The 19,457-nt window shown below is 63.3% G+C and carries 18 protein-coding genes; 4 read left to right on the top strand and 14 right to left on the bottom strand.

The genetic code is table 11. The features are described 5' to 3' along the window. Positions 1–183: 183 nt before the first annotated feature. On the top strand, positions 184–918 hold the full coding sequence (locus ACF8MI_RS18955; RefSeq protein WP_200929192.1) for an RHS repeat-associated core domain-containing protein: 735 nt from the start codon (positions 184–186) through the stop codon (positions 916–918). Here the strand turns inward: ACF8MI_RS18955 and ACF8MI_RS18950 are convergent. Genes ACF8MI_RS18950 through ACF8MI_RS18925 form a run of 6 tightly spaced genes read right to left on the bottom strand, consistent with a single transcriptional unit; the run spans position 906 to position 7,720 of the window. After that, a complete protein-coding gene (locus ACF8MI_RS18950) occupies positions 906–2,540 on the bottom strand; it encodes a BatD family protein (RefSeq protein WP_060498809.1) in 1,635 nt (544 codons plus the stop codon). The two genes, ACF8MI_RS18955 and ACF8MI_RS18950, sit on opposite strands and share 13 nt — an antisense overlap. Beyond that, on the bottom strand, positions 2,537–4,255 hold the full coding sequence (locus tag ACF8MI_RS18945; protein WP_060498810.1) for a tetratricopeptide repeat protein: 1,719 nt from the start codon (positions 4,253–4,255) through the stop codon (positions 2,537–2,539). Before ACF8MI_RS18945 ends, ACF8MI_RS18950 begins: the two co-directional genes overlap by 4 nt. After that, on the bottom strand, positions 4,252–5,328 hold the full coding sequence (locus ACF8MI_RS18940; RefSeq protein WP_200929194.1) for a VWA domain-containing protein: 1,077 nt from the start codon (positions 5,326–5,328) through the stop codon (positions 4,252–4,254). Before ACF8MI_RS18940 ends, ACF8MI_RS18945 begins: the two co-directional genes overlap by 4 nt. Continuing rightward, positions 5,321–5,815, bottom strand: coding sequence for a DUF4381 domain-containing protein (locus ACF8MI_RS18935; RefSeq protein ID WP_016714822.1), 495 nt, complete (start codon positions 5,813–5,815; stop codon positions 5,321–5,323). Before ACF8MI_RS18935 ends, ACF8MI_RS18940 begins: the two co-directional genes overlap by 8 nt. Beyond that, on the bottom strand, positions 5,812–6,756 hold the full coding sequence (locus ACF8MI_RS18930; protein WP_392517713.1) for a DUF58 domain-containing protein: 945 nt from the start codon (positions 6,754–6,756) through the stop codon (positions 5,812–5,814). The genes ACF8MI_RS18935 and ACF8MI_RS18930 overlap by 4 nt, the downstream gene beginning before the upstream one ends. 4 nt (positions 6,757–6,760) lie before the next feature. Then, positions 6,761–7,720, bottom strand: coding sequence for a MoxR family ATPase (locus tag ACF8MI_RS18925; protein ID WP_016714824.1), 960 nt, complete (start codon positions 7,718–7,720; stop codon positions 6,761–6,763). A 226-nt stretch (positions 7,721–7,946) separates the two neighbouring features. Here ACF8MI_RS18925 and ACF8MI_RS18920 point away from each other — a divergent pair, with 226 nt between their 5' ends. Next, entirely contained in the window at positions 7,947–9,248 is a 1,302-nt protein-coding gene (locus ACF8MI_RS18920) for a DUF2235 domain-containing protein (protein ID WP_200929195.1), read from the top strand. 29 nt (positions 9,249–9,277) lie between these two features. On the opposite strand, the gene ACF8MI_RS18915 is transcribed toward ACF8MI_RS18920, so the two are convergent. The 6 genes from ACF8MI_RS18915 to ACF8MI_RS18890 all read right to left on the bottom strand — a co-directional run bounded on the left by ACF8MI_RS18915 (position 9,278) and on the right by ACF8MI_RS18890 (position 15,666). Beyond that, entirely contained in the window at positions 9,278–10,495 is a 1,218-nt protein-coding gene (locus ACF8MI_RS18915) for an MFS transporter (RefSeq protein ID WP_200929196.1), read from the bottom strand. A gap of 59 nt (positions 10,496–10,554) precedes the next feature. Next, positions 10,555–11,769 (bottom strand): benzoate/H(+) symporter BenE family transporter, encoded by a 1,215-nt coding sequence (locus ACF8MI_RS18910; protein WP_060498814.1) that lies wholly within the window; start codon positions 11,767–11,769, stop codon positions 10,555–10,557. 95 nt (positions 11,770–11,864) lie between these two features. Then, entirely contained in the window at positions 11,865–12,752 is an 888-nt protein-coding gene (locus ACF8MI_RS18905; RefSeq protein WP_200929197.1) for a dihydrodipicolinate synthase family protein, read from the bottom strand. 44 nt (positions 12,753–12,796) lie between these two features. Then, the gene (locus ACF8MI_RS18900; protein WP_060498816.1) at positions 12,797–13,579 is read right to left on the bottom strand and encodes an aldolase; all 783 of its coding nucleotides are present in this window, start codon (positions 13,577–13,579) and stop codon (positions 12,797–12,799) included. A gap of 304 nt (positions 13,580–13,883) precedes the next feature. Beyond that, positions 13,884–14,285 (bottom strand): hypothetical protein, encoded by a 402-nt coding sequence (locus ACF8MI_RS18895; RefSeq protein ID WP_164524253.1) that lies wholly within the window; start codon positions 14,283–14,285, stop codon positions 13,884–13,886. Further along, positions 14,266–15,666 carry a PAAR domain-containing protein gene (locus ACF8MI_RS18890; protein WP_156867060.1) on the bottom strand — a complete coding sequence of 467 codons (1,401 nt, stop codon included), beginning with the start codon at positions 15,664–15,666 and terminating at the stop codon, positions 14,266–14,268. The genes ACF8MI_RS18895 and ACF8MI_RS18890 overlap by 20 nt, the downstream gene beginning before the upstream one ends. A 205-nt stretch (positions 15,667–15,871) precedes the next feature. Between ACF8MI_RS18890 and ACF8MI_RS18885 the strand changes: the two genes are divergently transcribed. After that, complete coding sequence (locus ACF8MI_RS18885) at positions 15,872–16,042, top strand: hypothetical protein (RefSeq protein ID WP_156342128.1); 171 nt, start codon at positions 15,872–15,874, stop codon at positions 16,040–16,042. Between the two features lie 45 nt (positions 16,043–16,087). Here the strand turns inward: ACF8MI_RS18885 and mtlD are convergent, their stop codons facing one another. Beyond that, positions 16,088–18,232, bottom strand: a complete 2,145-nt coding sequence (mtlD, locus tag ACF8MI_RS18880; RefSeq protein WP_156867061.1) for a bifunctional mannitol-1-phosphate dehydrogenase/phosphatase — start codon at positions 18,230–18,232, stop codon at positions 16,088–16,090. Between the two features lie 386 nt (positions 18,233–18,618). Here mtlD and ACF8MI_RS18875 point away from each other — a divergent pair, with 386 nt between their 5' ends. Then, positions 18,619–18,915, top strand: coding sequence for a DUF3144 domain-containing protein (locus ACF8MI_RS18875; RefSeq protein WP_060498818.1), 297 nt, complete (start codon positions 18,619–18,621; stop codon positions 18,913–18,915). Positions 18,916–18,926: 11 nt separating this feature from the next. Here the strand turns inward: ACF8MI_RS18875 and soxR are convergent, their stop codons facing one another. Next, positions 18,927–19,382 carry a redox-sensitive transcriptional activator SoxR gene (soxR, locus tag ACF8MI_RS18870; RefSeq protein ID WP_060498819.1) on the bottom strand — a complete coding sequence of 152 codons (456 nt, stop codon included), beginning with the start codon at positions 19,380–19,382 and terminating at the stop codon, positions 18,927–18,929. Between the last annotated feature and the right edge of the window lie 75 nt (positions 19,383–19,457).

Here is a 19,457-nt window from a genome sequence, read left to right as displayed (position 1 = left end):
CAAGCGGGGAAAGGGCGGTATGGTAACCCAAGCGTGGGGCTGCTGCGCAGCCCATCGCTGGCAAGCCAGCTCGCACATGCATCGCGCTTGGCTGGCATTTTTGTCAGTTGCGTTGCAGTTGCTTGTGGCTGAAAAATTGTGTTTGAGGAGCCTGCAACTGGCTCACCTACCTGAAGCGAGGCGATGATTTTGGTACAGGTCTATATGGCATACGGATATTCCGAACGGTCATCGAGAAGGACAGTGCTTGGTTTCAATGGCGAGCGGCTTGCCGTTGAGTTGGCGAGTTATCTGCTGGGCAATGGGTATCGTGCGTTCAGCCCTGTGCTCATGCGCTTTCTGTCACCGGACAACTTCAGCCCGTTTGGAGAGGGTGGGAGTAATAGCTATGTGTACTGTCTGAATGATCCTGTTAATCAGCGCGACCCTGATGGACATGCAGGGGAGGCATTCATACGAAACGCCCCTACACGGATTGCATTTAGAAAACCATCAAAAAATCCGCCTTCCCCACAGAGGCTCATGAAACAGTACAACAAGCTGGGTAACCAAATAGTCGCAAACACGATTGCCAACAATAGCGGGGCTAACCAGACGCTGCACCAGCAGCAATTAGCCATAGCTAGATCCTTGGCAAGCTCTGCATTTCAGCACCTACCTAAAAGACAAAAGATAGCGTTGGGAAATCTGCGTGTACCTGAGACGCCAATGATCGATGCACTCCAGAATCCTGCTGATCCCTTCCCGCCAATGTTGGAATCTGTTGATAACGTTGATGGAGTACGGAATCCGGCCCCGCCTGTTCAAACGACTGCACGACTGAGAGGTGCTGGAGACGTTGTTCAAGATAGGCGCGCATTTGTAGGCGCGGGTTTACCTGCGAAGAGGCCGGCTCAGGTCGCCAATTACTTGGGATAAAGCGGCGGCAGCCCGCCATTCTCCCCGGCCGGCAGCAACACCTGCTCAGCCGGCGGAATGGTACCAATCGCCCGCCACAATTCCTCACCCTGCCAATACTGGCCACTCTCGCTGTACAGCGCCCCGTTCAACCCATCCAGCGCATTCGACAATGGCACGAACCGCGCCGCCATCTCGGCCAGGGTTTCCGGCTGTTGCCGGGCCCAGGCGTCCAGCGCCTGGCGGGTGGCCTGAGGGTCGTTGGCCTGGCAGGCGCGCTTGAGGTCGTCCAGCAGGGTGCGTGGGCTTGGCCCGTTCTGCGCGGCGCGCAGCACCGCCGGTTGTGAGCGGGCGCGCCACCACAGGGCGAAGCCCAGCACGGTGGTGAGGGCGAACACCAAGGTGGCCAGCTGCCAGGGCCACAGCAGGGTACTGGCGCTGCTGTTGTCACCTACCGGGGTGTCGGCGCTCAATGCCGGGTTGTCCTGCACGTTCAGGGTGCGCGCTGGCAGGCTGGTGTGCTCCAGGTGGTCTTCGCGGGTGTTCCACCAGGCCACTTCCAGCGCCGGCAGGGCCAGCGTGCCGGCGTGGGTGGGCACCAAGGCTTCGCGCTCTTCGCGGTTGGCGGTCATGCCACGGTCGCTGATTTCGTTGCGTAGCAGTGGCTGGTCGGGGTAGCGGCGCAAACCGGTGATTTCGGTGGCCGGCAGTGGCGGCAGCTGGGTGCTGGACAAACCTTCGGCACGCAGGGTGATGTTGCGGGTCAGCGAGTCGCCAATCTGCACTTGCTGGTTGCCGGGGTCGGGGTTCCAGTGTTCCTCCAGCGTCAGGCTGCGCGCCGGCAACCAAGGTACGCCTGCGGGCCATGTGGCCGGAATGGGGCGCACGGTCAGGCGCAGCGGCAGTGAACTCACCTGCACCTGGTGGCCGGCGCGGGCCGTGGCATTGGCCTGCGCGTTTTCGTCGCTGCTGGCGGCGGCTGTGGCGGTGAAGGTCAACGGCGGGATGTCGAGGGTGCCGCTTTGCTGGGCATACACGGCATAGCGGGTTTCGATCACGCCGTGGCGTACGCCGTTGATTTCCTTTTCATAGGTGCGCGATTCGCCCAGCGGCTCGACCTTGGCGTTATCCAGTTGCAACGGGCTCAGGCTGCTGTCGTCGTACAGCGCTACCGAGTGGTAGATGCGCAGGGTCAGCATGGCCTGGGCCTGGACGTAGACGTCGGTACTGTCGAGGGTTGCCTCGATGAATACCTGAGAGGCGCTGTCTGGCCGGCTGGCATCGGCCTGCAGCACTTGCAGCTCGATGGCCTGGCTGTGCGACTGGCCCAGTTGCAGCTCAGGAATGCGCAGGCTGCCGCTGCGCCGCGGCAGCAGGGTAATGATCCAGCGGGTGCTGGCGCGGGTTTCGCCATCGAGGGTGTGCAGGCTGTTCAGCTGGCGCGTGCCGCGTACCTCGAAGTCACCTTCCAGGGCGCGCAGGTCGGGCTTGCCGAACTGGGTCACGTCCTGGCTTTCCAGGGTCAGTTCCAGGCTTTCGCCAGCTTCCAGGCGGGTACGGTCTACGCTGGCTTGCAGCAGCGGTTCAGCCTGGGCCAGCACGGCCCACAGCAGGGTGAGAAGCAAGACGCCGAAGCGACTCATCGTGGGGTTTCCTGATGCAATTGCTGTTCATACCAGAATTTGCGCCGCAGCAGCTCCGCCGGGTTGTCGGGGATCTCCCGCAGCCATTGTTCCAGGGCCTGGCGTTGTTCGGCATCGAGATTGGTCGATACCGGGCGCTGCGGCGGCTGGATCACGCTGTCATCGGCGCCCGCCTGGTTACCGGGCGCTGCCTGGCTGTTGTTGCTGTCTTCGCCGGGTTGTTCGGCGCTGGCTTGTTCGTCGTTGCCGGGTGTGCCCTGGGTGGGGCTGCTGGCCGAGCTACTGTTGCCCTCGGTTTCGCTGCCGGGTGTGCCTTGGGCGTCGCTGCTGGCTGGCTGTTCTTCGGCCTTGGCCTCGCGCTGTTGCAACAGTTGCTGCACCAGCGCCTGGTTGTCCAGCGCCGCTTGCAGGTCGGGTTGGCGCTCCAGGGCTTGCTCGTAGGCGTCCAGGGCGGCCTCCAGTTCGCCGCTGCGGGCCAGGGCATTGCCTCGATTGTAGTGGGCAGCTGCCGTGTCGCCATGGGAAAACGCCTCGGCGGCACCGGCATAGTCGCCGGCCTGGTACAGGGCCATGCCGCGCCACTGCGGGTTTTGGAAGTGACGTGCGGCGCTGGCCGGGCGGTTCTGTTCCAGCAGGCGCTGGCCTTGCTGGTCGGGACGCAGCCACAGGTCGTTGAACTCGAAGGCCTGGCTGGGCTGTGGCAGGGCCAGCAGCAGCGGCAGGCAGAACAGCCAGCCCCGCCGGCCTGCGCAGGCAGCCAGCAGCAACAGCGGGATCAGCAGCCAGTAACCCTGGTCAGCCCAACTGTCCAGTTGCAGGGTCTGGCCGTCATTGCGCGCAGTGCGCGGGTTATCGAACAAGCCCAGGCCGCGCAGGTCCAGGTCGTCGACGCGGGCATGCCGGTAGCGCCCCCCGGTGCCGCTGATAAAGCCCTTGAGGCCGGCACTGTCCAGGCGCGGCAGCAGGATGCCGCCTTGCTCATCCTTGAGGTATTCGCCATTGGCCTGGCGCACCGGGGCGCCTTCGCGGCTGCCGATGCCCAGCATCAACAGGCTGGGGCCCTGGCGGCCGAGGGCCTGGCTGATGCCTTGGCGCTCCGGGGCACTGAGCGACGAGCCGATCAGCAGCAAACGGCCTTGGCCCAGGCCGCTCTGGGCCAGTAGCGCCAGGCCTTTTTGCACGGCCAGGTCGGCGCGTTGGCCAGCTTGCGGCATGATCGACGGGTCGATGGCCTCCAGCAGGTTGCGGGTGGTGGCCAGGTCATCGGACAGCGGCACCAGTGTGTGTGCGGAACCGGCATACACCACCAGCGCGGTCTGGCTGTCGCGGCGGTGTTCAAGCAGGTCGAGTATTTTGCGCCGGGCCTGCTCCAGGCGGTTGGGCGGGCTGTCCTCGGCCAGCATTTGCGGGGTAAGTTCCAGCAGGATCACCAGTGGGTCTGCCGGGCGTTGGCGGTTTTCTTCCACGCGCTGCCAGCTGGGCCCGAGCAGGGCCAGGATCACCAGTGCCCACGCCAGCCCCAGCGCCACCCATGGCAGTTTGCTGGTGCTACCGTTGCCGCCGCCCAGCAATACGCCATGGAATGCTGGCGGCAGAATCATCTGCCAGCGCCCGGCGCGCTTACGCCGGTGCCACAGCTTGAACAGCAGCCAGCCGAGCAGGGGCAAGGCCAGCAGCCAGAGTGGGCGCAGCCATTGGGGCCACAGTTCGATCATCGCCGCCTCCTCAGGCGCAAGCGCTTCAGGCGTTGGCGCCATTCCGGGTGCGGCTGCAGGAAGCGCGGTTTGCGCAGCAGGCGTTGCAGCAGGTTGTCGGGCCATTGCACGGCCACCACCAGCAGCACGCTGAGCAACAGCGCCAGGGCCAATGGCCAGGCGTACAGCGCCTGGGCCGTACGTGCCTGGGTGGGTTGCTGGGCGACCGGTTCCAACTGGTCGAGTGTGTCGCCGATGGCGTCCAGTTCGGCGCCGTCGTGGGCACGGAAATAGGCACCGTGGCTGATGTCGGCGATTTCCTTGAGCGAGGCTTCGTCCAGGTCCAGGCTTGGGTTGAGGCCGAGCAGGCCGGGGGTGCCACTGGCTTCGGGGTTGGCACCGATGCCGATGGTATAGATGCGCACGCCTTCCTGGGCTGCCAGGCGGGCGGCGGTCAGCGGGTGGATTTGCCCGCCGTTGTTGGCACCGTCCGTAATCAGTATCAGCACCCGGCTTTGTGCCGGCCGCTGGCGCAGGCGTTTGACCGCAAGGCCGATGGCGTCGCCGATGGCGGTGTTTTTACCGGCGATGCCGATTTGTGCTTCGTCGAGGAAGGTGCGCACGGTGCGTCGGTCGAAGGTGAGCGGCGCCTGCAGGTAGGCCTGGCTGCCGAACAGGATCAGGCCCACGCGGTCACCTTCGCGGTCCTGCAGAAAGTCGCCCATCAGCGCCTTGACCAGGTCGAGGCGGCTGATGTCTTCGTTCTTCCACTGCATGTCGGGGAAGTCCATCGACCCGGACACGTCCACCGCCACCAGCAGGTCGCGGCCGCTGGCGGCCACCGGCACCGGATCGCCCAGCCACTGCGGGCGGGCAGCCGCGCACAGCAGCAACAGCCAGATGACCACGAACGGTGCCTGCTGGCGCCAGGTTGGCAGGTTGAGCCGTGCGCGGCGCCCGGCCAGGCCTTCCAGTTCGTTGAGGAAGCCCACCTTGAGCACCGGCTCGCCGCTGTCGGCTGCAGGCAGCAGCAGGCGTGCCAGCCATGGCAGCGGTAGCAGCGCGAAGACCCACGGCCAGGCCAGTTCAAACATGCTTGCGGATCCAGGTTTCCACGGCCTGGCTGAGCCCGGCGATGGCTTTGTCGTCGAGCTTGCACTCGGGTTTGTAGGCGCCTTCGACCAGCACCATCCAGCGGGTCAGGCCGGCGGCCGGGCAGCGGTTGTCGAGAAACGCCAGCCATTGGCGGCCATTGAGGGTGTGGCTGTTGGCACCGGGATAGTGGTTGCGGCACAGGCGCTTGAGCAGGGCGTTGATCTGTTGCAGCCAGGCGCCGGCCGGTGCGCCATCGTAGGGGCGTGGCAGGAGGGCCAGTTCGGCCAGGGCGGCCACGCGCACCGGGTCGAGCGGTTGCTCGGCACGCACGATGCGGCGTTTGCCCGGGCGCCAGCGGCGCAGCCGCCACAGGCCCCAGCCCAGTAGCGGCAGTAGGGCCAGCAACAGCCACCAGCCCGGTGCCGGTGGCCATAAACCGATAGGTGCCGGGTCGATCAGTGGGTGCAACTGGTCGAGAGGGTTCATGACGCGCTCCGTGGCCGCTGAGCGTTCAGGTACTCGCGCAGTTGCTCGATCATTTCGCTTTGCGTGCTCAGTGGCATCAGGACCACACGCAGCTTCTGCGCCATCAGCTCCCAGCGCTCGATGCGTGCTTCGGCCTGCTGGCGGTAGGCCTGGCGGAGGTTGGCGTCGAGGGTGTCGAGCTCCAGCTGGGCGCTACGCTGGGCGAAGCGCAGCAGGCCGGCGGCCGGCAGGGCATGGTCGAGTGGATCGGACACCGGTAGCAACAGCAGGTCGCAATGGCGCGAGAGCCTGGCCAGGTGCTGCTCCACCTGGGCGCTAAGCGAGCGTTCATCGCAAATCACGATGGCCAGGCTGCCGGGGCGCAGCACTTCGCGGGCGCGGCGCAGGGCCAGGCCGAGGCTGTCGGCCCCGGGCGTGGCTTCGGTGTGCAGTGCCTGGTTGACCTTGGCCAGGCGGTTGAGCAGTTGCAGCAGGCTTTGCTTGCTGCGCCGAGGTTTGATTTCGTGGTGTTCGTTGTCGCCGAACACCAACCCGCCGATGCGGTCGTTGTGGCCGAGCGCGGCCCAACCGAACAGGGCAGCGGCCTGTGCCGCCAATACCGACTTGAACATCAGCCCCGAGCCGAAAAACAGCCGCTGGCTTTGCTCGACGAGGATGAAGATCGGCCGCTCGCGCTCTTCGTGGAACAGCTTGGTGTGCGGCTCCTGGGTGCGCGCGGTCACCCGCCAGTCGATGTTGCGCACATCGTCGCCGGCCTGGTACACGCGCACCTGGTCGAAGTCCACCCCGCGCCCGCGCAGCTTGGAATGGTGCAGGCCCACCAGCGGGCTGCGCTGGCCGGGCTTGGAAAACAGCTGGATTTCGCGCACGCGGTGACGCATGTCGATCAGCTCGGCAAGGCCGATGCGGATGCCGGGCTCGGCCAGCTGCGCGGTGGGCATGGGCTCAGGCAACGGCGACGACGTCGAGGATGCGCTGGACCACGCGGTCCTGGTCGATCCCTGCCGCCTCGGCCTCGAACGAAAGGATGATGCGGTGGCGCAGCACGTCGAACAGCACCGCCTGGATGTCTTCAGGGCTGACAAAGTCGCGCCCGGCCAGCCAGGCATGGGCACGCGCGCAGCGGTCCAGCGAGATGGAACCGCGCGGGCTGGCGCCGTAGGCGATCCAGTCGGCCAGCTCGGCGTCGAACTTGGCCGGGGTGCGGGTGGCCATGACCAGCTGCACCAGGTATTCCTCCACCGCGTCGGCCATGTACAGGCCGAGGATTTCCTTGCGCGCGGCGAAGATGGCCTGCTGGCTGACCCGGCGCTCGGGCTTGGTCTCGCCGCCCAGGGCTTCGCCACGGGCTTGCGCCAGGATGCGCCGCTCCACCGCAGCGTCGGGGAAGCCGATTTTTACATGCATCAGAAACCGGTCGAGCTGGGCTTCGGGCAGCGGGTAGGTGCCTTCCTGCTCGATGGGGTTCTGCGTGGCCATGACCAGGAACAGCGGCGACAGGTCGTAGGTGCTGCGGCCCACGCTGACCTGGCGCTCGGCCATGGCTTCGAGCAGTGCCGATTGCACCTTGGCCGGGGCGCGGTTGATTTCGTCGGCCAGTACCAGGTTATGGAAGATCGGCCCCTGCTGGAACACGAAGCTGCCGGTTTCCGGGCGATAGATTTCGGTGCCGGTGATGTCGGCAGGGAGCAGGTCGGGGGTGAACTGGATGCGATGGAACTGTGCTTCGATGCCTTCGGCGAGTTCTTTGATGGCCTTGGTCTTGGCCAGGCCCGGTGCGCCTTCCACCAGCATGTGGCCGTCGGCCAGCAGCACGATCAACAGCCGCTCGACCAGTTTTTCCTGGCCTAGGATCTGGGAAGAAAGAAAGGTGCGCAGCGCGATCAGCGCTTCACGGTGTTCCATCGGCGACGGTTCCTGGTGTGGGGCCTGAGGCGGCTGACGGTAGCGGCCCTGGCAAGGGCTGATACTTTAATCTATCCGGGGGGGCGGCGACCAATGGCGGCGGGTAAATTTATCGTTACGGGGGCTCGCCGGTACAGAAATGTCCCAGGTAGGGCTGGCCATTGTCTGATGGTCGGTGAAGGCGTGCTGGCGCCTGCTTGTGCTTTTCAGGCAAGCAGAAGGCACGATGATGAAAATGAGCAGCGGCAGCACGCCAATCCCCAAACCCGCCACCCTGCGTTTTGGCGTGTTTTTCGATGGCACCGGTAACAATCGGCACAATGCCATGGCCGTGGATGAACCGCGCGGCAGCTATGGCAATGCCCTGAGCAATGTGGCCCTGTTGCATGCCCTGTATCCGGCGGGTGAGGCTGATGCCGATGGCACCCGGGTGTTTCTGAAACGCTACGTGGAAGGCGTGGGTACCCTGGCAGGTGAGGCGGACCATGCCTATGCCGCGGCCACCGGTCGTGGGCGCACGGGTGTTGAGGCGAGGGTCGCCGAGACTTTGCAGGGGATGGCCGAACAACTGCGTGGCTGGTGCCGGGCGCATCCGCAGGCAGCCGTGACGCGGGTCGAGTTCGACCTGTTCGGTTTCAGCCGCGGGGCGGCGGCGGCACGGCATCTGGCCAATCTGCTACAGGATGGCGCGGGTGGGTTGTTGCCGATAGCGTGCGACACGTCCATCAACTTTATCGGCCTGTTCGACACCGTGGCAGCGATCATTGCGCCGTTGCAGGGCGATTTCGACCCTGCCGATAGCCGCCAGGGCGGCCTGCGCCTGGGCCTTGGGGCAGGCATTGCCCGGCAGGTGGTGCAGCTGGTGGCGGGGGATGAGCAGCGGCATAACTTTCCGCTGGTGGGCAGTGGTCACGACATTGTGTTGCCGGGGGTGCATTCGAATATCGGGGGCGGTTATCCGGAAACCATGCTGGAGCAGGTGCTGCTGTGCAAGCCGCAGTCCCAGCGTGTACCGGTGGGCATGCGTGTCGAGCAAAGCCGTGTGTATGCCACGGTAAGCGCCTTGTTGGCGTCGGCGTATGCCGACAGGCGCGAGCCCAGGCCGCAGGTTGTGAGCTGGGAGGCGCCCCTTGCCGGCGGCCGGCCAAATGAGGCGCAAAAGCAGGTGTATGCGGCGTTGTACCGTGAACGGGAAGTGGCGGGGCAGTTGTCCCGGGTGTACTTGAGCGTGATGCGAGCGCTGGCGGTGCGGGCTGGCGTGCCATTTGCGCCGTTGGGCGAGCAGCCTGAGCACAGGCTGCCGGAGGATTTGCTGGAGATCAGCCGCAAGTTGCATGCGTTTGCCTTGGGTGAAACGGACCAGCCGGGGTTGAGCGAGGCTGAACAGCGGCTGCTGTGCGAGAAGTACGTGCATGCCTCGGCGAACTGGAATGCGCTGAAGGGCTTGCGCAACAGCGTGCTGGATGTGTTGTTCGTCAATCGGCCGGGCGCAGGCGGGCGCGTGGTATATGCCAACCCGGCATCCTGAACGACCCAAATGACAGGCCAAGGCCGCACCTACACGGCGCGCGCCAGTCGTTCTGCGTTGCGGGCCCTGGCCAGGTACGCCTCTTGCGCCAGGGTCAGCAGCACCGTCAGCAACATGAACACGACCGATGCAATGAAAATCCCGTTTGGCAGGCGCTGGTCGAGCATCCAGCCGAACGCCACCGGCCCGATGGCGCCACCAATGTTGAACCCGGTCGACACCAGCCCGAACGTTTTGCCCTCGGCGCCTTTCGGTGCAGCCGCTTTGACCAGCATGTCCCGCGATGGGGCGATGATCCCGGTCAGCAAGCCGATGGCACCCAGCACTATCACCAGCGCCCAGCCGTGCAGCAGCCCCAGGGCCACCAGCGCGGTCAACGCGGCCGCTGCCGCGAAAGCCAGTGCCGCCACCAGGCCATGGCGCCGGGTACGGTCGGCCAAGGCACCACCGCACAGCACGCCCGCTGCGCTGCACAGCAGGAAGGCGGTGAGCGCGGTGTTGGCCCAGGCCAGGGTCAGGCCTTGGCCTTGTACGAGTGCGGCGACGGAAAACTTTTCAATGGCGCTGGTGCTCAGGTTGAGCAGGATGAACAACACCGTCAGCACGCCGATCATGGGTGTGAACAAACACACGCGGCCTGTTGCTGCGACCGGGCCAGCGCCTGTTTGCTTGCCTGGCCCTGCGACCCGGTACACGCCGCTGCCTGGTATCGAGATCAGCAGCAATGCCGCTACTCCGAATACGGCGCCTGCGGTCAGGGCCGCCCGCGTGCCGAACACAGCGGCGATACCGAGGAATACGGCCGGCGTGACCGCCGAGCCAAGAAATCCGGCAAAGGTATGAATCGAGAACGACCGCCCCAGGCGTGCGGGCTCGATGCCGTTGGCCAGCAGTGCGTAGTCGGCCGGGTGGTACACACCATTGGCCAGGCCAGCCATGGCCATCGCCACCAGCAATACCGCATACCCCGGGCTGGCCGCCAGCAGCAGGAAACTGAGGCTGCCCAGCAACAGCCCGGCCTTGAGCACGTTACGCGCCCCATAGTGGTCGACAGCGTAACCCAGCGGGGCCTGCACCAGGGCGGAGACGATGTTGAATACTGCCAAGGCCACCCCGAGCTCGACGAAGCCCACCCCCAGCAGGCCGGGAAGCACGGGCAATAACGCCGGGATCAGCATGATGTGTACATGGCTGACGAAGTGCACGGCAGCCACTTGGGTAAGCAACTTGGGGCCAGCTTGGGGCATGTCGATACCTGTTGTACGGCGTGCGCCGCTGGCGCACGGCAAGGTGAAAGGAAGCCCGCTCAGCGGGAGTTGCCGCTGAAAGCGGGGAGGCGGCCGTTCAGCGCGGCATGGGCCAGCAGACCAATGACCAGGCCCCAGAAGGCCCCGCCAATGCCGAACAGGCTGATGTTGGCGGCTGCCGCCAGAAAGGTGATCAGTGCCGCCTCGCGGGCGCGGGCATCGGCCATTGCGCTGGCCAGGCTGGCACCGATGGTGCCCAGTAAGGCGAGGCCGGCCAGGGTGGTGATGAACGTGCCCGGGAGGGCCATGAACACACTTGCCAGGGTGACCCCGAACACCCCCACGAGGATGTAGCAGACACCGGCGGCGATCCCTGCCACCCAGCGTTTGCCTGGGTCTTCATGGGCTTCCTTGCCGGTGCAGATGGCTGCGGTGATGGCGGCGATGTTGAAGGCATGCGAACCGAACGGCGCCAGCAGCAATGACCCCAGGCCCGTGACCGCGACGATCGGGTTGGCGCTGGTCGTGAAGCCATCGTTGCGCAGTACCAGCATGCCGGGCATGTACTGGCCGGTGAGGGTGATCAGGAACAATGGCAGGGCCACGCTGAGGGCAGCGTTGAGGGAGAAGGTGGGCGCGGTGAATACCGGAGAGGCGAACTCCAGCTTGAGTGTGGTCAGGCCCACTTGCCCTTGCAGCAATAAGTAGCCGAGGCCCAGTAGCAGAATGCCGACCACGGCGTAGCGGGCGGTAAAACGCTTGAATGCCACATAGGCCGCAATCAGCAGCCCGGCCAGGGCCGGGTCCACCGACAGGCTGGCAAAGGCACCGATACCGAACTGCAACAGGATGCCGGCCAGAAGCCCGGCTGCAATACCGCCAGGGACGACCCGCACCAGGCGCTCGAAGCACCCGGTAATCCCCAGCACCACGAAGCCGGCGGCCGACAGCAGGTAGGCACCGATGGCTTCACTGTAGGGCACATTGGCCAGGGCGGTGACCAGGAACGCAGCGGCTGGCGTGGACCAGGCCGTGATCACCGGCGCGCGGCTGTACCAGGACAGCGCAACGCCGCTGAGGCCGACGCCGATCGACACGGCCCATACCCACGAAGACGTCAGCTCGGGGCTCAGCCCGGCAACCTTGGCCGCCTGGAACACCAGGATGAAGGTGCCACCGTAGTTGACGATGACCGAAACGATCCCTGCCACAACGGGGTGAAGGATGTCTGCCAGCCGAAAAGGGGTTGAAGAGCTTTCTACAGGCGCGTCCATGGTTGCCTCTGGTAAAGATCAGGTAGAGCAGCGCAAGGCTGCTTCTATAGAAATGCGCTGCCCGCCAGCGGAAGGCTGACGGGCAGGTTTCAGGGTCAGCTGGCCAACGCTACCAGCAGGTTTTTCAGGTAAGCGTTGCCTTGCGCATCCAGCGGCTGCAGGGGCAGGCGCGGGGCGCCGACATCCTGGCCGAGCAGTTTCAAACCGGCCTTGATGGTGGTGGGCAGGCCTCGGCGGGTGATGTACTCCAGCAGCTCATACTGGCGGTAGAACAGCGTGCGGGCTTCGGCCAGCTGGCCTTGCTGCACGGCGTCCCACAGCGCCAGGTTCAGTGCCGGGATCAGGTTGGGGGCGGCGGTGCACCAGCCGGTGGCGCCGGCCACCAGGGCTTCCAGGGTCAGCGGGTTGCAACCGTTATAGAACGCCACTTGGCCTTCGGTAGTGGTGAACAGGCGGTGCATGCGCTGAATGTCACCGGTGCTTTCCTTGACCATGGTCACATTGGGCACCTCGTCGAGTATGCGCAGGATCAGCTCCACCGACAGGTCGGTGCCACTGGTGCCCGGGTTGTTGTACAGCATGATCGGGATGTCGATGGCGGCGCCGACCGCCTTGTAGTGGGCGACCACTTCGGCTTCGGTGAGCTTCCAGTACGAGATGGGCAGCACCATCACTGCCGTGGCGCCGCAGGCCTGTGCCAGGCGGGCACGCTGCACGGTGCGGGCAGTGGTCAGGTCAGAGACGCTGACCACGCTGGGCACACGCCCGGCGATGCGTGCCTGGCTAAAGCGCACCACGGTTTCCCATTCGCTGTCGGACAGGTAGGCCCCTTCGCCGGTGCTGCCCAGCGGTGCGATGGCGTGCACGCCGCCTGCAATCAGGCTGTCGATGGATGTGCCCAGGGCCTCCAGATCGAGCGAGCCGTCTGCCGTGAAGGGAGTGATGGTGTAGCCGATAACGCCGCGAATTACAGGTGTAGACATGACCAGGCACCTTTGCCGTTGTTGAGGAAAGCGTACAGCTTCGATCAGCCCAGGCAGTCGCCATGGGCACGCAAGGCACGGCGCGCGTAGTAGCTGAACGCGGCGCCATGACGTTTGGGGGTGGAGATCCAGTCGTGGGCCTCTTTGCCCAGTGCTTCTGGGATGGGGCGTATGTCACCGGCGCCCATGGCCAGCAGTTGCATCTTTGCCGCGCGTTCGAACAGCAGGGCGAGCACGCAGGCTTCTTCAATCGAGCCACCGGCAATCAGCAGGCCGTGGTGGGAAAGCAGGATGGCGCGTTTGTCGCCAATCGCCTTCGCGATGATTTCGCCTTCTTCGTTGCCTACTGGCACGCCGGGCCACTCCTTGAGGAAGGCACAGTCGTCGAACAGTGGGCACAGGTCCATGTGCGAGATGGCCAGCGGCACTTCCAGCATTGACAGCGCGGCGCTGTGCAGCGGGTGGGTGTGGATGATGCAGTTGACGTCGGGGCGGGCGCGGTACAGCCAGCTGTGGAAGCGGTTGGCCGGGTTGGCCATGCCGCGGCCTTGCAGCACGGTGAGGTCCTCGTCCACCACCAGCAGGTTGGAGGCGGCGATTTCGTCGAAGCCCAGGCCCAGTTGTTGGGTGTAGTAGGTGCCGGGCTCCTGCGCGCGGGCGGTGATCTGCCCGGCCAGGCCTGAGTCGTGGCCGCCGTCGAAGAGGATGCGGCAGGTGAGGGCGAGCTTTTGCCGGGCGGTGTAGGTGTTGTCGGCCAGCGCGGTCAGCATTTGTTGCTGGGCGAGTTTGACCAACTGGTCCTTGGGAACCTGCATGGTGGTCGTCATGGGCGGTACCTGCATGGGAAAGGGCAATGGGTTGCTGATGGACAGGTGACTGTCATCAGGACACAGTGCGATCTTAATGACACAAAGTGTCATATGCAAGCGATGTGTCATCGCTTTTCGGAAAAACAAGCATGCGCGAAAACCTGCTGCGTGGTGACGCTCGGGTTGGTGCTCGGGGCGTGGGGCAAAATGCGGATGGTGAAGGCGGCAGTCGAGGGTTTACAGGCGGGACAGGTTTCGGTTCGACGACAAGGCCGTTCAGAAGGGTGGAGACCCGCAATTGCGGGTCTTATCACTCAATTTTCTAATGCCTTACCATCGCAAAAGCAATCAATAGCCAGGCCGAGCCAATGATGATGAGCCAACTCGAAGAAACCAGCTTGAGCTTTAACTTTGACGGAAAATTCTTAAGCTCATCAGGGCTCACCAGACCTATTCTTGAGTGAAGCCGAGGAAAAGTGAGTAGGCCGCAGGCAGCACAAGTCAGCATCCATCGTGCCCGGTAGGTAGTAGTCCCCAGCAATCGCTTCATTTGCTCTAAATAGGCATTGCTTCGTATGGAGCTGTTGATAACGTCAAATTCACGAGACCAAGCCACAAAACCACTAATTACAAGGCCGGCTGAACTTAAGGCAAATGGCGCAACGAGAAAAATCAATTGAATTTTCAGTGGCCAGGTATTTATATCAATCAGCGATAGACTCATAGATCTTTTCTCCCACCATTTCCCCCACAGCCTCGCCAGCCACGCTTCCCGCCAGAGAGCCCGTTCCAACAACGGCAATACCACATATTGGTGCTCCAATTCCTGCGGTTCCAATAGCGAAAACACCGCAAATTGAAGTGGCTGCTAATCCTGTGATAAAGCCACCCGCAGCCCCACCAACAACACCGCCACTGAAACTTCCAGCTTCCTTGAGGCGCACAACCTTACAAGCTTCGGTTTCTCCTGCTTGACATGCCTCCTTTACTTTCAAATAGGAAGAAGTACCGCCGAGCCCAATCGCAACATGCCCGCCATGTTTAAGATACCTGCCGAGCTTCGCCACCTTATCCAGATGCGTTGCATACCCCGGAATCTGCCCCGGCCCACCCGCTTTCGACCAATGATGCACCAGGCTCTTGGTCGAAATATTCAAGCTCTTCCTCAAGCGCTCATAATTTCCAAGGTTCAGTTGCTTGTTCAAAAATGCTGTTTTCAGCTGTCCATCCAGTTGCTGCAGAAGGCGCCGCCGTTCGGCGAAGAAGCCTGGGCTGTTCAGGTGGCCGTGGCGCATGAACTCCCGCTGGTGCAGTTGCTCGATACTCGTCAATGTATGACTGACCTGTTTCAAGCCTTGGTCCAGCATGTCCTTGCCCACGCCCATGGACAGGCTGGCGTTGCTGAGCAAACCTGCGATTTCGGCCTGGTGCTCCATCATGAAATCCGCTTCGGCGTAGTCGAGCACTGCCAGCGCACGCCGCGCATGCTGCGCTGCGGCCATCAGTTCTCCCTCTTCGCGTGTGCAGGCGTCACCGTTGTCAGGATCACCGATGACGAAAATTTCCCCTGCTTTGAACCCTTGTTCAAACGTTGGATTGAGCCGCTGCAATCGGGAAATCGGTAACGTGGCATCATGCTCGGCCAAGTGCAGCAGCACCTCGGGGAACGACATGCGCCGGGGAACCACATAGAAGCCAGGCTCCAGCGTACCGGGCAGTGCACCTATTACAGGCTGGGAGAAACGCTCCGGGTAGACCGCGTTTGACGGCTCGGCAAAGTGAGCATTGGCAAGCCCTGCTACGGGTTGCATGGGTGGCGGTGCTTGATACAGCGGTGCGACCACCCGATTGCTGCCCGGCGAACAGCCACAGACAACCAGCGCACCATCCATGGCCACGCGCTGTCCATCGGAAATGAAGTGGTCCACACCTTCGGCGACCATTCCCACCTGCCCACAAAGAGGGCATGGCGTGGTCTGGTCGCCTTCACGGAGCACCATTCGGCCCTCGTCGAGATAGCCGGCCCCCGTCGCGATACAGATAGCTCCCGTGGTGGTCACATCGCCATCTACCGCCTGGCCTTTTCCCTCTAGACTGACGCGCATCCTCAAGCTCCCTGTGGGTGGATAGGGTTAGAAACCTAACACCCACGGGGCGGCCTCAAGCGCTTGGCACAGAGAATCAGAAGCGTCCTACAAGTCATCCGAATTTGCTCCATCTGAGCCGCCCTTGCGTGCGCCACGCTTGAGGCAAGGCGATGAAACCTTGTAGTAACCCAGGGCCTGATTGAGGAGCAGGGCGAAGGGCCTGTTGATCGACCGTTTCCGCCGCAGGAAGCTTGAGGCCGCCTACTTGCACGCGCTGGCACAACTGCCCGAAGCCGAAGCCCCCTCTGCCGCACGCCAGCTGATGCTGTTGCAGGCGCTGATGCAGCTTGATGCCTTGAGTGCATGGCCGAGGCCATTCGCGACTCTTACCTGATTACCCTCGGAACAGGGGATAGACCGCTGTTCTTGCGTCTATGGTTCATGCGCCTATGCAAAGGACGCCCGGTCGGTTTGCCACAGCCCTTTGCGGGTACTGCCGGAAAGCCTCTGAAATGGCGCTGATCAGCTGTGCATCCGTGATCGGGTCCAGCCCTGGAAAGCGCTTGCCATTACCGTCAACCCCGAGGGTAAGCACGGCCTCGACACTGGCGTCGTTTTCACGATAGGCCTGCCTGATGGCCTGGGCCTCCAGCGCTTTGTCATCTGTGCAGCGCAGGGCATGGTGAATGGCCAGTGCCGCGCCAAACACCAGGGCCGGGGTTTCAATACCATGCTTGTGGGCCAGCTCGATGCTGCTGAAAATGCGTTCGTTGCGCTGAAGCTTGCGCAACGGGTCGCGCCCCACCCGGGCACAAGGGTCTTTGAACGAGGTTTTGCAGCGTTCCAGGAAGGTCTCGGCAAAACGGCTGACCACTTCCGCCATCTGTGGGTATTCCGCCACCAGTGCGGGGCCGACTTCCTGGCGAATCAGGCGCTCGGCCAGTTCGCTCACCTGTGCATCGCCCATACCTTGGCCTACCGAGTCATGGCCCAGCAGGCTGGCGTACCAGGCAACGATGGCATGCGGGCCATTCCACAAGCGGTTCTTGATGACCTGGATCTGGGTGATGTCAGGCACCGTTTTTACCTGGCGCAGGCGTTCGAGCAGGTCGCTGCCGTGCTCTACATACAGCGGCATGTCGGGTTCGCTGTTGAACAGGATCAGGTGCAACTGGCTCATCGCACTGCTGGGCTGGGCAAAGGGCCTGAAGCGCCCGATCAGCCGTTCGTATTCAGGCACTGGCGTCGATGCCTTTGTGGCGACTGCCGGCTCGTCTTCCAGGCTGTTCTGGAACATCTGCGACTTGATGCGCAGTTGCCGTACCAGTGCGTCGTTGCTGAGCTTGGAGACGATGCGGCTGACCACCGTTTCGGCGAAGTGGGTCTTTTCCAGCACTTGCTCGCCGATTGCTGGCGGGCACAGCAATGCCAGCTCCGCTTGCACATGGCGGCGCACAAACGCAGCGCCGCCCACCTTGTTCAGCACGATCAGCAACGTCAGCTCACGGCCACGGCGTTCGAAGCGCTTCAACAGGCCTTTGGCAATCACCTGCGCCTGGTTGCGGATGGCCTGCTCGGGCAGGCTGAGGCCGATAATTTCGGCAGCGGTGTACATCTGGATCAGTGCATCATCATCGTCCATGTCGATCATGCGCACATTGTCGATGGTCTGGTCGAACGAAGTGGCCCCGTAGCGCACGCTGTAACGGCCGAAGGCATTGACGCTTTCACGCAACATGCGCGAGCGGGTCGCGGCAATGATCTCACAAGGCCGGGTGTAGCCATCCCAATGGGAAAAGACCTGCGTCAGGTAGCCACCCCCGATGGCGCCGAAACCATGGATGCCCACGCGGAACTGGTTCATGGAGGCCGGGAAGTTTTCGTACAGTTCGGGCATGCCCAGGTCGGGAACGCACTCGCTCAAATCGGCCAGGAACTCGGTCATGCTGCGGTAGGCCTTGAGCGCGCCTGCCTTGATCTCGGGGGCCGGCGGCTTGATGTCTTCGATAAGAATCGCCTGCCCTTGAGCGCGCATTGCCGAGCGCATGCCGTTCTCTGAGTCCTCGACCATGAAGCATTGGTCCGGCTCGCAATTGAGCGCGCGGGCGGCTTTCAGGAAAATCTCGGGGTGGGGTTTACCCTGGCTGACTTCATCGCCGCAGACGGTGATATCGAAATACTTCAGCACGTTGGCGTTGATCAGGTATTCCTCGGCGATGGCACGGCGGCTGGACGTGGCTACCGCCATGGTCAGGCCCGACTTGCGCAGGCGCTCTAGCACTTCCAGCAGACCGGCCTTGATCGGTACGCCGTGATTGCGCACGTACTCCAGCTCAAGTTCATCCGCGCGTTTGCGGATTTCGGCGTACGGGAAGTCTTCACCGTTGTGCGCCTTGGCGAGGGCTTCGGCTTTTTTCGCGCTCAGGCCCAGCGAGCCGATCAGTGTGTGTTCGCCCAGTGCCTTGCCGAAGATTTCCAGCGAGGCTTGCTTGAGCGTTCTGAAACGCAAGCGCTCGGTGTCGAAGAGGGTGCCATCCATGTCGAAGATGGCGCTGTGAATTTGTTTGCCTTGAAATAAAAGCATTGCGTGTTGCCCCTGTAAGTGCGTCAGACATCCCGCCTGTAGCAAGCGAGAACGGCGTTGTGCGCTGCAGCGTTGGCAGTCAGGTCGGGGGCAGGCGTTTGGCAGGTGCACGCTCGGGCGTGACACAGAGGTAAGGCGGTGCAGAGCGGGGCGTGCAGAGCAGTGTTGCGAGTTTGGAGGCGAGGCGGATGACGCGTTTGCCTGTGAGGTCACGCCCACTGGCTGCAGTGCGGTTTGCAGGCAGTGGGCGCAAGTAGCGATGGATACGTGTGGTTCCTGGCATAAGGTGTTTTGCTTCCTTTGTCGTTGCGGGTGATCCTTTTTCAGCCTTGCACGTATGCGCGCCGCCATGCAAGGCTTGGGCTTCCGTTACCAGGTGAACCGCAATGACCCAAGCTACCGATCAGGCCTTTTACGACCGCGCCGATGCGCACATCGACCTGGCCAACCAGCAGATCGAAAAATTCGAAGACCTGGGCAAGGTCAGCGCCTCGCTCACCTTCGGCGCAACCCGTTTCAGCGCCTGGATGAGTGCCCGCAGCTTCAAGAGCGGCGCGGAGCTGGCGGCCGCCCGGGAAGAGATTCTGAAGTACTTCTGCGAACAGTACCGGATGATGCTCGAAGACAACCTGGATGAGCATATCGAGCACTTTGATCGTTTTGTGCTGGGCAAGGCCGACTGACACGGGAGCGGCTAGCGGGCCTTCTTTTCGAGAATCCGCGCCCCGCTACCCTCCTTGCTCAGCACATCCTCGGGGTTACGCAGCGGGCAGTCTTCCAGCGACAGGCAACCGCAACCAATGCAGTTGTCCAGGCTGTCGCGCAGCGCCTCCAGCGTGCGGATGCGGGCGTTCAGGTCTTCGCGCCAGGCCGTGGACATCTCGCCCCATTGCGCTGCCGTGAGCTTGCTGTTGGGCGCATAACGGCTGAACGCCTGCTTGATTTCCTCCAGCGGAATACCGGTGCGCTGCGCCACCTTGATGATCGCCAGCGTACGCAGCACCAGCGCGGGAAAGCGGCGCTGGTTGCCGGCGGTGCGGACACTGGCGATCAGCCCCTTGGACTCGTAGAAGTGCAGCGCAGAGACTGCCACGCCGCTGCGTTTGGCCACTTCGCCTACCGTGAGCATCCGCGTGTTGTCCACTGCCATACCTGTTGACCTCAAGTTAAGTTGAGCTCTTATAGTCCTGCCCGATCTTCCCCGCAACCGCTTTCCTGATTGATC

This window comes from Pseudomonas sp. yb_9, from assembly GCF_043103635.1.
GTDB lineage: Bacteria > Pseudomonadota > Gammaproteobacteria > Pseudomonadales > Pseudomonadaceae > Aquipseudomonas > Aquipseudomonas monteilii.
The sequence above is the reverse complement of the archived record's forward strand: the minus strand, read 5'-3'. Positions and strand labels throughout refer to the sequence as shown.

Excerpts from the sequence above, each read along its gene's own strand:
- ACF8MI_RS18925 (WP_016714824.1), bottom strand. The coding sequence starts at position 7,720 with ATGGAACACCGTGAAGCGCTGATCGCGCTGCGCACCTTTCTTTCTTCC.
- ACF8MI_RS18875 (WP_060498818.1), top strand. The coding sequence starts at position 18,619 with ATGACCCAAGCTACCGATCAGGCCTTTTACGACCGCGCCGATGCGCAC.
- ACF8MI_RS18935 (WP_016714822.1), bottom strand. The coding sequence starts at position 5,815 with ATGAACCCTCTCGACCAGTTGCACCCACTGATCGACCCGGCACCTATC.
- ACF8MI_RS18945 (WP_060498810.1), bottom strand. The coding sequence starts at position 4,255 with ATGATCGAACTGTGGCCCCAATGGCTGCGCCCACTCTGGCTGCTGGCC.
- soxR (WP_060498819.1), bottom strand. The coding sequence starts at position 19,382 with ATGGCAGTGGACAACACGCGGATGCTCACGGTAGGCGAAGTGGCCAAA.
- ACF8MI_RS18955 (WP_200929192.1), top strand. The coding sequence starts at position 184 with ATGATTTTGGTACAGGTCTATATGGCATACGGATATTCCGAACGGTCA.
- mtlD (WP_156867061.1), bottom strand. The coding sequence starts at position 18,232 with ATGCTTTTATTTCAAGGCAAACAAATTCACAGCGCCATCTTCGACATG.
- ACF8MI_RS18895 (WP_164524253.1), bottom strand. The coding sequence starts at position 14,285 with ATGAGTCTATCGCTGATTGATATAAATACCTGGCCACTGAAAATTCAA.
- ACF8MI_RS18890 (WP_156867060.1), bottom strand. The coding sequence starts at position 15,666 with ATGCGCGTCAGTCTAGAGGGAAAAGGCCAGGCGGTAGATGGCGATGTG.
- ACF8MI_RS18940 (WP_200929194.1), bottom strand. The coding sequence starts at position 5,328 with ATGTTTGAACTGGCCTGGCCGTGGGTCTTCGCGCTGCTACCGCTGCCA.
- ACF8MI_RS18920 (WP_200929195.1), top strand. The coding sequence starts at position 7,947 with ATGATGAAAATGAGCAGCGGCAGCACGCCAATCCCCAAACCCGCCACC.
- ACF8MI_RS18930 (WP_392517713.1), bottom strand. The coding sequence starts at position 6,756 with ATGCCCACCGCGCAGCTGGCCGAGCCCGGCATCCGCATCGGCCTTGCC.
- ACF8MI_RS18900 (WP_060498816.1), bottom strand. The coding sequence starts at position 13,579 with ATGACGACCACCATGCAGGTTCCCAAGGACCAGTTGGTCAAACTCGCC.
- ACF8MI_RS18905 (WP_200929197.1), bottom strand. The coding sequence starts at position 12,752 with ATGTCTACACCTGTAATTCGCGGCGTTATCGGCTACACCATCACTCCC.
- ACF8MI_RS18950 (WP_060498809.1), bottom strand. The coding sequence starts at position 2,540 with ATGAGTCGCTTCGGCGTCTTGCTTCTCACCCTGCTGTGGGCCGTGCTG.
- ACF8MI_RS18915 (WP_200929196.1), bottom strand. The coding sequence starts at position 10,495 with ATGCCCCAAGCTGGCCCCAAGTTGCTTACCCAAGTGGCTGCCGTGCAC.
- ACF8MI_RS18910 (WP_060498814.1), bottom strand. The coding sequence starts at position 11,769 with ATGGACGCGCCTGTAGAAAGCTCTTCAACCCCTTTTCGGCTGGCAGAC.